Genomic DNA, 13,729 nt, shown 5'->3' on the forward strand with positions numbered 1-13,729 from the left:
GCGACCCGAGGGTCGCCTTCTTATCGACTGCGAGCCGTTCAGGCGATCTTCTCGCCGTGGGCCTGCTGGTCGGCGTGGTAGGAGGAACGCACCAGGGGACCGGCGGCGACGTTCTTGAAGCCCATCCGGGCGCCTTGCTCGGCGAACCAGGCGAAGCTGTCCGGATGGATGAAGCGCTGCACCGGCAGATGACTGCGCGAGGGCTGCAGGTACTGGCCGAGGGTCAGCATGTCGATGTCGTGCTCGCGCATGCGCTGCATCACCTCGATCACCTCCTCGTCGGTCTCGCCCAGGCCGAGCATCAGCCCGGACTTGGTCGGCACCTGCGGCACCCGTTGCTTGAATTGCTGCAGCAGGTCCAGCGACCACTCGAAGTCCGAGCCCGGGCGCGCCGCCTTGTACAGGCGCGGCACGGTTTCCAGGTTGTGGTTGAACACATCCGGCGGCTCGGTCGCGGTGATCGCCAGGGCCACGTCCATGCGCCCGCGGTAGTCCGGCACCAGGGTCTCCAGCTGGATGGCCGGGCTCAGCGCGCGGATCTCCCGCAGGCAGTCGGCGAAGTGCTGGGCGCCGCCGTCGCGCAGGTCGTCGCGGTCCACCGAGGTGATCACCACGTATTTCAGGCGCAGGTCGGCGATGGCCACCGCCAGGTTCTTCGGCTCGTCCACATCCAGCGGCTTGGGCCGGCCGTGGCCGACGTCGCAGAAGGGGCAACGACGGGTGCAGATGTCGCCCATGATCATGAAGGTGGCGGTGCCGCCGGAGAAGCACTCGCCCAGGTTCGGGCAGCTGGCCTCTTCGCAGACGCTGTGCAGCTTGTGCTTGCGCAGCAGTTGCTTGATCCGCGCCACCTCGGGCGATGCGGCGATCTCCACCCGTATCCAGTCGGGCTTGCGCGGCAGTTGCTCAGTGGGAATGATCTTCACCGGAATGCGCGCCACCTTCTCGGCGCCGCGCAGCTTGACGCCCGCCTCGACCTTGGCCGGCTTGCCGGCGCTGTCCACAACAGTGCTCATGTTCGGTTTCCACTGAGAGCCGGTGCATCGCACCGGCAAGGGTTCAGGTGGAGGGGCAGGCCAGGCGCCGCCCCGAGTCGGCTCAGCCGCGGTAGTAGCGCTGCGGCACGAAGGGCGTCTTGGCCACTTTCATGGCCACGCGCTTGCCGCGCACCATCGCCCAGACTTCGCTGTCCAGCGCCACGTGGCTGCTCTGCACGTAGCCCATGGCCACCGGTGCACCGAGGGTCGGGCCGAAGCCGCCGCTGGTGACGGCGCCGATCACATTGCCCTCGGCGTCGACGATTTCCGCGCCTTCACGTACCGGCACCCGCTCCTGGGGCAACAGGCCGACGCGCTTGCTGGCCACGCCGCTCTGCTGTTGGGCGAAGATGCGCTCGGCGCCGGGGAAGCCGCCGGCCCGCGCGCCGTCGGCGCGGCGGGGCTTGGACATGGCCCACAGCAGGCTGGCCTCGATCGGCGTGGTGCTGGTGCTCATGTCGTGGCCGTACAGGCACAGACCGGCTTCCAGGCGCAGCGAGTCGCGCGCGCCGAGGCCGATGGCCGCGACCTCCGGCTCGGCCAGCAGGCTGCGCGCCAGGGTCTCGGCGTGTTCGTTGGGCATGGAGATCTCGTAGCCGTCTTCGCCGGTGTAGCCGGAGCGGCTGACGAAGCAGTCGACGCCCAGCAGGCGCACGCTGGCGAACTGCATAAAGGTCATCTGCGCCACTTCCGGGGCCAGGCGTGCCAGTACGTCCGCGGCCTTCGGGCCTTGCAGGGCGATCAGCGCGCGCGACTCGAACAGGCTTTCGATCTCGCAGCGGCCGCCGATCTGGCTGCGCAGGTGGGCCAGGTCCTGGTCCTTGCAGGCGGCGTTGACCACCAGGAACAGGCAGTCGTCGGCAAGCCGGGCGACCATCAGGTCGTCGAGGATGCCGCCATTGGCGTCGGTGAACATGGCATAGCGCTGCATGCCCATCGGCAGGTCGAGGATGTCCACCGGCACCAGGCTCTCGAGGGCGGCGGCGGCGTCGGCGCCGCGCAGGACGATCTGGCCCATGTGCGAGACGTCGAACAGGCCGGCGGCGTCGCGGGTGTGCAGGTGCTCTTTCATCACGCCCAGGGGGTACTGCACCGGCATGTCGTAGCCGGCGAAGGGCACCATGCGGGCGCCGAGTTCCAGGTGCAGGCTGTGCAGCGGGGTTTTCGCCAGGTTTTCGCTGGTCATGCGGAGTCTCCAGTAGGGTGCGCCGGGCGCACCTTGTCGTGGTCTATGGGTGGGTCGGGTAGGGCAGGCGCGCGTGGCGCCCGCCGCTCGTCAGCATTCGATGATGTTGACCGCCAGGCCGCCGCGGGCGGTTTCCTTGTACTTGCTCTTCATGTCGGCGCCGGTCTGGCGCATGGTGCGGATCACCTTGTCCAGCGACACGTAGTGCTGGCCGTCGCCGCGCAGGGCCATGCGCGCCGCGTTGATCGCCTTCACCGAGGCCATGGCGTTGCGTTCGATGCAGGGTACCTGGACCAGGCCACCGATCGGATCGCAGGTCAGGCCGAGGTTGTGCTCCATGCCGATCTCGGCGGCGTTCTCCACCTGCGCCACGCTGCCGCCGAGCACTTCGCACAGGGCGCCGGCGGCCATCGAACAGGCCACGCCGACCTCGCCCTGGCAGCCGACCTCGGCGCCGGAGATGGAGGCGTTCTCCTTGTACAGGATGCCGATGGCGGCGGCGGTGAGCAGGAAGCGCACCACGCCGTCCTCGTTGGCGCCGGGGATGAAGCGCATGTAGTAGTGCAGCACCGCCGGCACGATGCCGGCCGCGCCGTTGGTCGGCGCGGTCACCACGCGGCCGCCGCTGGCGTTTTCCTCGTTCACCGCCAGGGCGTAGAGGTTGACCCAGTCCAGCACGCTCAGCGAGTCGCGCAGGGCCGCTTCCGGGTGCTGGCTGAGCTGACGGTAGAGGGCGGCGGCGCGGCGCTTGACCTTGAGCCCGCCGGGCATGATGCCCTCGTTGTGGCAGCCGGCCTTGACGCAGTCCTGCATCACCTGCCAGATCTTCAGCAGGCCCTCGCGGGTCTCGGCCTCCGACCGCCAGGCCGCCTCGTTGGCCAGCATCACCTGGCTGATCGACAGGCTGTGGGCGGCGCACTGCTCCAGTAGCTGCTTGGCGTTCTTGAAGGGGTAGGCCAGGGGCGTCCTGTCCTCGACGATGCGGTCGGCGCCGGCGGCTTCCTCGTCGACCACGAAACCGCCGCCCACCGAGTAGTACTCGCGCGCGCGCAGTTGCAGGCCGGCGGCGTCGAAGGCGCGGAAGATCATGCCGTTGGGGTGATAGGGCAGGGGCTTCCTGATCATCGCCAGGTGTTCTTTCTCGACGAAGCGGATCGCCTTCTCGCCGAGCAGCTTGAGTTCGCCGGCCTTGCGCATGGCGGCCAGGCGCGCATCGATGGTGCTGGTGTCGATGGTGTCGGGCTGGTCGCCTTCCAGGCCGAGCAGCACGGCCTTGTCGCTGCCGTGGCCCTTGCCGGTGGCGCCGAGCGAGCCGTACAGCTCGACCTTGACCGATTCGGTGTTGGCCAGCAGCTCGTCGCGCTTGAGCCCTTCGACGAAACGCACGGCGGCGCGCATCGGCCCGACCGTATGCGAACTGGAGGGGCCGATGCCGATTTTGAATAGATCGAAAACGCTGAGTGACATGATGGACTCCGGCTTCTTGCGCTGCCCATGGCGCGCGCCCGTCAGGCGCGCGTCGGGCTAAGCAACCTAGTTATCTATTCAGCGTAGACCGGGAAGCTGGCGCACAGGCCCGCGACCTGACCACGGACCCGTTCGATGACGCTGGGGTTGTCCAGGTCGGCGAGGATGTCGCAGATCCAGCCGGCCAGCTCACGGCACTCGCCTTCCTTGAGGCCGCGGGTGGTGACCGCCGGGGTGCCGATGCGCAGGCCGGAGGTGACGAACGGCGACTGCGGGTCGTTCGGTACGGCGTTCTTGTTCACCGTGATGTGCGCGGCGCCCAGCGCCGCATCGGCGGCCTTGCCGGTCAGCCCCTGCTTGATCAGGCTGAGCAGGAACAGGTGGTTGTCGGTGCCGCCGGAGACCACCTCGAAGCCGCGGCCGACGAAGACTTCCGCCATGGCCTGGGCGTTCTTGATCACCTGGGCCTGGTAGTCCTTGAAGCCCGGCTCCAGGGCCTCCTTGAAGCACACCGCCTTGGCCGCGATCACGTGCATCAGCGGGCCGCCCTGGGCGCCGGGGAAGACCGCGGCGTTGAGCTTCTTCTCGATCTCCGGGTTGGCCTTGGCCAGGATCAGGCCGCCGCGCGGGCCGCGCAGGGTCTTGTGGGTGGTGGTGGTGACCACGTCGGCGAACGGAATCGGGTTCGGGTACAGGCCGGCGGCGACCAGGCCGGCGACGTGGGCCATGTCGACGAACAGCAGCGCACCGACCTTGTCGGCGATGGCGCGGAAGCGCGGGAAGTCCAGGGTCTTGGAGTAGGCGCTGAAGCCGGCGACGATCATCTTCGGCTGGTGCTCGACGGCAAGGCGCTCGACCTCGTCGTAGTCGATCAGGCCGTCGGCGTCGATGCCGTACTGCACGGCGTTGTACAGCTTGCCCGAGGAGCTGACCTTGGCGCCGTGGGTCAGGTGGCCGCCGTGGGCCAGGCTCATGCCCAGCAGGGTGTCGCCGGCGTTGAGCAGGGCCAGGTAGACGGCGCCGTTGGCCGAGGAGCCGGAGTGCGGCTGGACGTTGGCGTAGTCGGCGCCGAACAGCTGCTTGGCGCGGTCGATGGCCAGCTGCTCGACCAGGTCGACGTGCTCGCAACCGCCGTAGTAGCGCTTGCCCGGGTAGCCTTCGGCGTACTTGTTGGTCAGGCCGGTGCCCTGGGCCTGCATCACAGCGGGGCTGGTGTAGTTTTCCGAGGCGATCAGCTCGATATGGTCTTCCTGGCGGCGCTCTTCGGCGGCGATGGCGTGGGCCAGGGCCGGATCGTAGTGGTCCAGGGTCAGGCTTTTATAGAACATCGGATAAGTCCTGTACTAAGGGCGCGACCGCCTCGCGGTCGCGCCTGGGGGGTTAGCGTTGTACGGGGGCGCCGCCGGCCACACGGCCGTCGCGGGCGAAGTGGTCCTTGGTCAGCTTGACCACCACGGGGCTGAGCAGCAGCAGCGACAGCAGGTTGGGCAGCGCCATCAGGCCGTTGAGGGTGTCGGCGACCAGCCAGGCGAAGTCCAGCTGGGCGATGGCGCCGAAGGGCACGGCCAGGACCCAGAGGATGCGGAACGGCATGATCGACTGGGTGCCGACCAGGTACTCCCAGCATTTCTCGCCGAAGTAGCTCCAGCCGAGGATGGTGGTGAAGGCGAAGACCACCAGGGCGATGCTGAGGATGGCGCCGCCGAAGCCGGGCATGGCCGACTCGAAGGCCGCCGCCGACAGGCCGGCGCCGCTGGCACCGCTGGTCCAGACGCCCGAGGCGATGATCGCCAGGCCGGTCAGGGTGCAGATGATGATGGTGTCGATGAAGGTCCCGAGCATGCCGATCATCCCCGAGCGCACCGCGCTGGTGGTGGTGCCGGCCGCCTGGGCGATGCCGGCGGTGCCCAGGCCCGCCTCGTTGGAGAAGATGCCGCGGGCCACGCCGAAGCGGATGGCCGCCATCACCGCCGCGCCGGCGAAGCCACCGGTGGCGGCCACCGGGGTGAAGGCATGGGTGAAGATCAGCGAGAAGGCACCGGGGATGGCGTCGGCATTGACGATCAGCACCACGATGGCGGCGGCGACGTAGGTCACGCACATGGCCGGCACCAGGGTCGCGGCGACCTTGCCGATGCGCTTGATGCCGCCGAGGATCACCAGGCCGACGAAGGCCATGGCGACCAGGCCGGTGATCCAGGCCGGTACGCCGAAGGTGTCGGTCAGGGCGTGGGCCATGGAGTTGACCTGGACCATGTTGCCGATGCCGAAGCCGGCCAGGCCGCCGAAGATGGCGAAGGCGCTACCGAGCCACAGCCACTTCTTGCCCAGACCGTTCTTGATCGCATACATCGGCCCGCCGACGTGCTCCTTGCGCGCGTCGGTCTCGCGGTAATGTACCGCCAGCACCACTTCGCAGTACTTGGTGGCCATGCCGACCAGGGCGGTGCACCACATCCAGAACAGCGCGCCGGGGCCGCCGAGGAAGATCGCGGTGGCCACGCCGGCGATGTTGCCGGTGCCGACCGTGGCGGCCAGACAGGTCATCAGCGCCTGGAAGGGGCTGATCTCGCCACTGGCCTCGTCGCCTTTCTTGCGGCCCTGCCACATCAGGGCAAAGCCGGCGCCGATCTTGCTCAGGGGCATGAATTTCAGGCGCAGCATGAGGAACAGCCCGGTGCCGAGGATCGCCACCAGCATGGGCGGGCCCCAGACCAGGCCGTTGATTTGATTGGTAAGGGTGTTGATGAATTCCATGTAGAGCACCTCTTTCTTGTTGTAAGCGCGGGTTTACCCGCGTCGGATAGGGGCTTTCGTGCGGTTGTGCCGCAATGGGAATCGCTGGTGTGCAGGGTTGCCGCCGGTAGGCAGCGACCGTTGCGGGGAGGCGCGGCGAGCACCCTGGGTTTGCCGACACAAGCGGCGCGCCGCACCCCCCGCAAGGGGGCTGACCGCCGTCACAGCGGGCGGTCAGGTGCGGCCGCCGGGATGCCGGGGCATCCGTTCGGCCGCACTACTCTCAGGCCTCCTGATAGGCTTCGATGGACGGGCAGGCGCAGACCAGGTTGCGGTCGCCGAACACGTTGTCGACCCGGCCCACCGGTGGCCAGTACTTGGCTTCGACCAGCGAGGCCAGCGGGTACACCGCCTGCTCGCGGCTGTAGCCGTGGTTCCACTCGCCGGCCAGTTCGGCCGCGGTGTGCGGCGCGTTCTTCAGCGGGCTGCCGTCGGCCGGCACTTCGCCACGCTCCACCGCGCGGATTTCCTCGCGGATGGCGATCATGGCGTCGCAGAAGCGATCCAGTTCTTCCTTGGATTCGCTCTCGGTCGGCTCGATCATCAGGGTGCCGGCCACCGGGAAGGACATGGTCGGGGCGTGGAAGCCGAAGTCGATCAGGCGCTTGGCCACGTCGTCGACGCTGATGCCGCTGGTCTCCTTGAGCGGACGCAGATCCAGGATGCACTCGTGCGCCACCAGGCTGTTGCTGCCGGTGTAGAGCACCGGGTAGTGCTCCTCCAGGCGGCGGGCGATGTAGTTGGCATTGAGGATCGCCAGTTGCGAGGCGCGCTTGAGGCCTTCGCCGCCCATCATGCTGATGTACATCCAGGTGATCGGCAGGATGCTGGCGCTGCCGTACGGCGCGGCGCTGACCGCACCTTCCTTGCGCGCCATCTTGTCGTGGCCGGGCAGGAAGGGGATCAGGTGGGCCTTGACGCCGATCGGGCCGACGCCCGGGCCGCCACCGCCGTGGGGGATGCAGAAGGTCTTGTGCAGGTTCAGGTGCGACACGTCGCCGCCGAACTGGCCCGGGGCGCAGAGGCCGACCATGGCGTTCATGTTGGCGCCGTCGATGTACACCTGGCCGCCGTTGTCGTGGACGATCTGGCAGATCTCGCGGATGCCTTCCTCGAACACGCCGTGGGTGGACGGGTAGGTGATCATCAGCGCGGCCAGGCGCTCCTTGTGCTCGACGGCCTTGGCGCGCAGGTCTTCGATGTCGACGTTGCCCAGGCTGTCGCACGCGGTCACCACCACACGCATGCCGGCCATGCTGGCGGTCGCCGGGTTGGTGCCGTGGGCGGACTGCGGGATCAGGCAGATGTCGCGCTGCTCCTCGCCGCGGCTGCGGTGGTAGGCGCGGATCGCCAAGAGACCCGCGTATTCGCCCTGGGAGCCGGCGTTCGGCTGCAGGGAGACGCCGTCGTAGCCGGTGGCGGCGCAGAGCATGGCCTCCAGCTCGTCGGTGAGCTGGCGGTAGCCCTGGCTCTGCTCGCTCGGGGCGAAGGGGTGCAGGTTGCCGAACTCGGCCCAGGTCACCGGGATCATCTCGCTGGTGGCGTTGAGCTTCATGGTGCAGGAGCCCAGCGGGATCATGCTGCGGTCCAGGGCCAGGTCCTTGTCGGCCAGCTTGCGCAGGTAGCGCATCAGCTCGGTTTCGCTGTGGTAGCGGTTGAACACCGGGTGCGCCAGGATCGCCGACTGGCGCAGCAGGCCTTGCGGCAGGCGCGCGGCGACGCTGGCGGCCAGGGCGTCGAAGTCCGGCAGGCTCTGGCCGTCGGCGAACACCGCCCACAGGGCCGATACGGCGGCCGGGGTGGTGGTCTCGTCGAGGGACAGGCCCAGGCGCTCGGCGTCGATCTCACGCAGGTTGATCCCGGCGGCGCGGGCCTTGGCGTGCAGGGCGGCGGTCTGGGCGCCGCTGGCGATGCTCAGGGTGTCGAAGAAGTTTGCCTGCTCGACGCCGTAGCCGAGCTGGCTCAGGCCCTGGGCGAGGATCGCGGTCAGCTGGTGCACGCGCTTGGCGATGCGGGTCAGGCCCTGGGGACCGTGGTACACCGCATACATGCTGGCGATGTTGGCCAGCAGCACCTGGGCGGTGCAGATGTTGCTGGTGGCCTTCTCGCGGCGGATGTGCTGCTCGCGGGTCTGCATGGCCAGGCGCAGGGCCGGCTTGCCGAAACGGTCCACCGAGACGCCGACCAGGCGGCCGGGCATGTCGCGCTTGAACGCCTCGCGGGTGGCGAAGTAGGCGGCGTGCGGGCCGCCGAAGCCCAGCGGCACACCGAAGCGCTGGGCGCTGCCGATGGCCACGTCGGCGCCGAATTCGCCGGGCGGGGTGAGCAGGGTCAGGGCCAGCAGGTCGGCGGCCACGGCGACCAGGGCGCCGACGGCATGGAAGCGCTCGACCAGCTCGCGGTAGTCGAAGATGTCGCCGTTGCTCGCCGGGTACTGCAGCAGGGCGCCGAAGTAGGCGCTGGCGTCGTCGATGCTGCGCTCGTCGCCGACCACCACCTCGATGCCCAGGGGCTCGGCACGGGTGCGCAGCACGTCGAGGGTCTGCGGGTGGCAATGCTGGGAGGCGAAGAAGGCGTTGCTGGCCTTGTTCTTCGACAGACGCTTGCAGAAGGTCATGGCTTCGGCAGCGGCGGTGGCCTCGTCCAGCAGGGAGGCGTTGGCGATCGGCAGACCGGTGAGGTCGATGATCAGGGTCTGGAAGTTCAGCAGGGCCTCCAGGCGGCCCTGGGAGATTTCCGGCTGGTAGGGGGTGTAGGCGGTGTACCAGGCCGGGTTCTCCAGCAGGTTGCGCAGGATCGGCGCCGGCGTGTGGGTGCCGTGATAACCCTGGCCGATGTAGCTGGTGAACTGCTGGTTCTTCGCGGCAATGGCCTTGATCTTGGCCAGGGCGTCGGCCTCGCTGAGACCGGCGGTCATCTGCAGGACGCTGCTGCCCTTGATGCTCTCGGGAATCACGCTGTCGATCATCGCCTCCAACGAGGCGTAGCCGAGCAGCTCGAGCATGCTGGCGACATCGGCGTCACGGGGGCCGATGTGGCGAGCGATAAATTCGTTGGCGGTACTTAGGTCGATTGCGTCAGTCATGCCGGCCACCTCAGGCGTCGTCGTTGGCTTTGAGCAGGCGGTCGTAGGCGGCCTGATCCAGCAGCTCGGCGACCGCGCCGGCATTGGCCGGACGGAAGCGGAAGAACCAGCCCTTGCCCAGCGGGTCTTCGTTGACCAGTTCCGGGCTGCCTTCCAGCTCGGCGTTCACTTCGACGATCTCGCCTTCCAGCGGCATGGTGATGTTGCTGGCGGCCTTGACCGACTCCAGCACGGCCACTTCGGCGCCTGCGCTATAGGACTGTGCGTCCGGCAGCTGCACGAATACCACGTCACCCAGGGCTTCCTGGGCATAAGCGGTGATGCCAACGGTAACCAGGCCATCGGCTTCCTGACGCAGCCATTCGTGATCGACAGTAAAACGCAACTCGCTCATGTGGACTCCTCAAGTAGTCAGACTCGCCCGGTTCTTGTTTGGGCGATGATCAAGGTGCTCGTGCCGGGCAGCGAGCGCTCTTGCGTGAATAGTTAGCAAGGCCGATGCCATGTTATTTTTTTATAATAAAATCAATAACTTACATGGACAGTTTAAGTTTGGTGGGTTGGGCCTTGTATCGATTTCGATACGATCGCCTGCGCAGCGACCCGGATAGCGAGGGAAAAGCCCCTGAATGTCGCGCTGTGACAGGTCGGCGTCGCTTTCGTGTCGTTTTCATTACGATGTATCGAAATCGATACGGATGTGATGACCAGGCTTCCGAGCGCTGGCTGGCGGCCAGGCGCCCCGGGGGCTAGGGGCATTCAGCCGTTCGATAGTGGTGCATCGAGCCCGCCCATGGAGGACGGGAAAGCGCCGCGCCAGAGGGGGATTCAGCCTTTCGGTTGACAGGGCGAATACCACTTTCGGGCGCTTATCCGCCTGGGGGCGACTGGTTAGCGTTGGGGCCTCGACACGCAACCATGCTTTCCAGGAGAGCCGCATGACAACAAGAACAAGACATGCCGTGTTCCAGCCCTGTGCGTTGGCCGCCGCCATAGCCCTGGGCGGTATCGCCCCGGTCCAGGCGATCGACTTCAGCCTCGGCGACGTGGAGGGGCAGTTCGACTCCTCGTTGTCCGTGGGCGCCAGCTGGGCGGTGCGCGGCGCCGACCCGGACTTCGTCTCCACCGCCAGCGGCGGCTCGGCCTCCTCGCGCACCTCGGACGACGGCCGCCTGAACTTCAAGAAGGGCGAGACCTTCTCGAAGATCTTCAAGGGCATCCACGACCTGGAGCTGAGATACGGCGACAGCGGTGCCTTCATCCGCGGCAAGTACTGGTACGACTTCGAGACCAAGGACGAGCACCGGCTGTTCTACGACATCGAGGACCACAACCGCAAACAGGCGGCGCAGTCCTCGGGGGCGGAGATACTCGACGCCTTCCTCTACCACAACTACAGCCTCGCCGGCCTGCCGGGCAGCGTGCGGGTCGGCAAGCAGGTGGTCAGCTGGGGCGAGAGCACCTTCATCCAGAACTCGATCAACTCGATCAACCCGATCGACGCCGCCGCCTTCCGCCGCCCCGGCGCGGAGATCAAGGAGGGCCTGATCCCGGTCAACATGCTCTATCTGTCGCAGAGCCTGAGCGATTCGCTGAGCCTGGAGGCCTTCTACCAGCTGGAGTGGGACCAGACGGTGGCGGACAACTGCGGCACCTTCTTCTCCACCGCCGACGTGGTCGCCGATGGCTGCGAGGACCGCCTGGTGGTGTTCGGCCCGGACCTGCCGCCGGGCGAGTCGAACAACAGCTTCGCCCCCGGGGAGAACCTCTACATCCCCCGCGCCGGCGACCGCGACGCCCGCGACAGCGGCCAGTACGGGGTGGCCCTGCGCTGGTTCGCCGAGGCGCTGAACGACACCGAGTTCGGCTTCTATGCCATGAACTACCACAGCCGCAACCCGGTGTTCAGCACCATCCGCACCACCACGCCGTCGGCGGCCTTCATCCCCGGTGCGCCGAACGCCCGCTACTTCATCGAGTATCCCGAGGACATCCGCCTCTACGGCCTGAGCTTCCAGACCAACGTCGGCGGCACCGCGCTGTCCGGCGAGCTCAGCTACCGGCCGAACATGCCGCTGCAGATCAACTCCACCGACCTGTCCTTCGCCGCCCTCGGCCTGCCGGTCGCGCCGGTGTTCACCAGCGGCCACGCGCAGAACCGCGCCGGCGCCGATATCCACGGCTACGAGCGCCGTGGCGTGACCCAGGCCCAGCTCACCGCGGTGCAGTTCATCGACCGGGTGCTCGGTGCCAGCCGCCTGACCCTGCTCGGCGAGGTCGGCTACAACCACATCAACGGCATCGACGAGGACGTCGGCGAGCTGCGCTTCGGCCGCGACCCCATCTTCGGCGCCGGCGAGTTCGTCGCCCCGGGCGTCTGCGCGCTGTTCAACGCGGCCAACCCGGACGAGTGCCAGGGCGACGGCTTCTTCACCCGCAACTCCTGGGGCTACCGCCTGCGCGCCAGCGCCGAGTACGCCAACGTCTTCGCCGGCATCAACCTGACCCCGAGCATCGCCTGGTCCCATGACGTCGACGGCGTTGGTCCGAACTTCAACGAGGGCAGCAAGGCCGTCAGCCTCGGCCTCGGCGCCGACTACCAGAACACCTACACCGCCAGCCTCAGCTACACCGACTTCTTCGGCGGCGAGTACAACACCGTCACCGACCGCGACTTCGTCGCGCTGAGCTTCGGTGTGAACTTCTGATCAACGACGCGCAAAGGATCCCCACACGATGAAAAGCACAAGAATCCTGCACACCGGCGTCCTGGCCCTGAGCCTGCTGGCCGGCAGCGTGATGGCCGCGGTCTCCGAGCAGGAGGCGGCGCAACTGGGCAGCAGCCTGACCCCGCTGGGCGCACAGATGGCCGGCAATGCCGACGGCAGCATCCCGGCCTGGAGCGGCGGCCTGCCGGCCGACGCGGCCAGGGTCGACGCCAAGGGCTTTCTCGCCGACCCCTTCGCTGCCGAGCAGCCGCTGTTCACCATCGACGCGAACAACGCCGAGCAGTACCGGGACAAGCTGTCCGCCGGCCAGCTGGCGATGCTCAAGCGCTACCCGGACAGCTACCGCATCCCGGTCTACCCGACCCATCGCACCGCGGCGGTGCCCGAGGCGATCTACGCCGCGGCCAGGCGCAGCGCGCTGAACACCACCGCGGTGGACGGCGGCAACGGCCTGCAGAACTTCGCCGACAGCCGCTACTACGCCTTCCCCATCCCCAAGAGCGGGGTCGAGGTGGTGTGGAACCACATCACCCGCTACCGCGGCGGCAACGTGCGCCGCCTGATCACCCAGGCGACGCCGCAGACCAACGGCTCCTACAGCCTGGTGAAGTTCGAGGACGAGGTGGCCTTTCCCGCCGACATGCCCGACATAGACCCGGCCAAGGCCGGCAACATCCTGCTTTACTTCAAGCAACGGGTTACCGCACCCGCGCGCCTGGCCGGCAACGTGCTGCTGGTCCACGAGACCATCGACCAGGTCAAGGAGCCGCGCCTGGCGTGGATCTACAACGCCGGCCAGCGCCGCGTGCGCCGCGCCCCGCAGGTGGCCTACGACGGTCCCGGCACCGCCTCCGACGGCATGCGCACCGCGGACAACTTCGACCTGTTCTCCGGCGCCCCGGACCGCTACGACTGGAAGCTGATCGGCAAGAAGGAGATGTACATCCCCTACAACAGCTACCGGCTCGACTCGCCGGCGCTGAGCTACGACGAGGTGATCAAGGCCGGGCACATCAACCAGGACCTGACCCGCTACGAGCTGCACCGGGTCTGGGAGGTGGAGGCGACCCTGAAGTCCGGCGAGCGGCACATCTACGCCAAGCGCCACCTGTACTTCGACGAGGACAGCTGGCAGCTGGCCCTGGTCGATCACTACGACGGTCGCGGCCAGCTGTGGCGGGTGGCCGAGGGCCATGCCCAGCAGTACTTCAACCACAAGGTGCCGAGCTACACCCTGGAGGCGCTGTACGACCTGATCGCCGGGCGCTACCTGGCCCTGGGCATGAAGAACGAGGAGAAGTCGGCCTACGACTTCGGCTTCGATGCCAGCGCCGCCGACTACACGCCGGCGGCGCTGAGAACCTCCGGGGTGCGTTGAGGCACCGATGGTTCGACGACGCCATGATTCGGCGGCCTGCGGGCCGCCTTC

Annotated in this window: 9 protein-coding genes; 2 read left to right on the forward strand and 7 right to left on the reverse strand. The window is 67.7% G+C overall.

Annotation, left to right across the window (positions count from 1 at the left end):
- Positions 1-38: 38 nt before the first annotated feature.
- From lipA to gcvH, 7 genes are all read right to left on the reverse strand, one after another.
- Positions 39-1,016 (reverse strand): lipoyl synthase, encoded by a 978-nt coding sequence (lipA, locus tag SBP02_RS04330; protein ID WP_318645171.1) that lies wholly within the window; start codon positions 1,014-1,016, stop codon positions 39-41.
- 82 nt (positions 1,017-1,098) lie between these two features.
- On the reverse strand, positions 1,099-2,223 hold the full coding sequence (gcvT, locus tag SBP02_RS04335) for a glycine cleavage system aminomethyltransferase GcvT (RefSeq protein WP_318645172.1): 1,125 nt from the start codon (positions 2,221-2,223) through the stop codon (positions 1,099-1,101).
- A 90-nt stretch (positions 2,224-2,313) separates the two neighbouring features.
- Positions 2,314-3,690 (reverse strand): L-serine ammonia-lyase, encoded by a 1,377-nt coding sequence (locus SBP02_RS04340; RefSeq protein WP_318645173.1) that lies wholly within the window; start codon positions 3,688-3,690, stop codon positions 2,314-2,316.
- 74 nt (positions 3,691-3,764) lie between these two features.
- Positions 3,765-5,018 carry a serine hydroxymethyltransferase gene (gene glyA / locus SBP02_RS04345; protein ID WP_318645174.1) on the reverse strand — a complete coding sequence of 418 codons (1,254 nt, stop codon included), beginning with the start codon at positions 5,016-5,018 and terminating at the stop codon, positions 3,765-3,767.
- Between the two features lie 52 nt (positions 5,019-5,070).
- Positions 5,071-6,447 carry an alanine/glycine:cation symporter family protein gene (locus SBP02_RS04350; RefSeq protein WP_318645175.1) on the reverse strand — a complete coding sequence of 459 codons (1,377 nt, stop codon included), beginning with the start codon at positions 6,445-6,447 and terminating at the stop codon, positions 5,071-5,073.
- A gap of 262 nt (positions 6,448-6,709) precedes the next feature.
- Positions 6,710-9,571 carry an aminomethyl-transferring glycine dehydrogenase gene (gene gcvP / locus SBP02_RS04355; protein WP_318645176.1) on the reverse strand — a complete coding sequence of 954 codons (2,862 nt, stop codon included), beginning with the start codon at positions 9,569-9,571 and terminating at the stop codon, positions 6,710-6,712.
- 10 nt (positions 9,572-9,581) lie between these two features.
- Positions 9,582-9,965 carry a glycine cleavage system protein GcvH gene (gene gcvH, locus SBP02_RS04360; RefSeq protein WP_318645177.1) on the reverse strand — a complete coding sequence of 128 codons (384 nt, stop codon included), beginning with the start codon at positions 9,963-9,965 and terminating at the stop codon, positions 9,582-9,584.
- Positions 9,966-10,509: 544 nt separating this feature from the next.
- On the opposite strand from gcvH, the gene SBP02_RS04365 reads away from it, so the two are divergent.
- Complete coding sequence (locus SBP02_RS04365) at positions 10,510-12,279, forward strand: DUF1302 domain-containing protein (protein WP_318645178.1); 1,770 nt, start codon at positions 10,510-10,512, stop codon at positions 12,277-12,279.
- A gap of 28 nt (positions 12,280-12,307) precedes the next feature.
- Positions 12,308-13,678, forward strand: coding sequence for a DUF1329 domain-containing protein (locus tag SBP02_RS04370; RefSeq protein WP_318645179.1), 1,371 nt, complete (start codon positions 12,308-12,310; stop codon positions 13,676-13,678).
- Positions 13,679-13,729: the final 51 nt, after the last annotated feature.

It is taken from the genome of Pseudomonas benzenivorans (assembly GCF_033547155.1).
Taxonomy (GTDB): domain Bacteria; phylum Pseudomonadota; class Gammaproteobacteria; order Pseudomonadales; family Pseudomonadaceae; genus Aquipseudomonas; species Aquipseudomonas benzenivorans_B.

Excerpts from the sequence above, each read along its gene's own strand:
- lipA (WP_318645171.1), bottom strand. The coding sequence starts at position 1,016 with ATGAGCACTGTTGTGGACAGCGCCGGCAAGCCGGCCAAGGTCGAGGCG.
- gcvT (WP_318645172.1), bottom strand. The coding sequence starts at position 2,223 with ATGACCAGCGAAAACCTGGCGAAAACCCCGCTGCACAGCCTGCACCTG.
- SBP02_RS04340 (WP_318645173.1), bottom strand. The coding sequence starts at position 3,690 with ATGTCACTCAGCGTTTTCGATCTATTCAAAATCGGCATCGGCCCCTCC.
- glyA (WP_318645174.1), bottom strand. The coding sequence starts at position 5,018 with ATGTTCTATAAAAGCCTGACCCTGGACCACTACGATCCGGCCCTGGCC.
- SBP02_RS04350 (WP_318645175.1), bottom strand. The coding sequence starts at position 6,447 with ATGGAATTCATCAACACCCTTACCAATCAAATCAACGGCCTGGTCTGG.
- gcvP (WP_318645176.1), bottom strand. The coding sequence starts at position 9,571 with ATGACTGACGCAATCGACCTAAGTACCGCCAACGAATTTATCGCTCGC.
- gcvH (WP_318645177.1), bottom strand. The coding sequence starts at position 9,965 with ATGAGCGAGTTGCGTTTTACTGTCGATCACGAATGGCTGCGTCAGGAA.
- SBP02_RS04365 (WP_318645178.1), top strand. The coding sequence starts at position 10,510 with ATGACAACAAGAACAAGACATGCCGTGTTCCAGCCCTGTGCGTTGGCC.
- SBP02_RS04370 (WP_318645179.1), top strand. The coding sequence starts at position 12,308 with ATGAAAAGCACAAGAATCCTGCACACCGGCGTCCTGGCCCTGAGCCTG.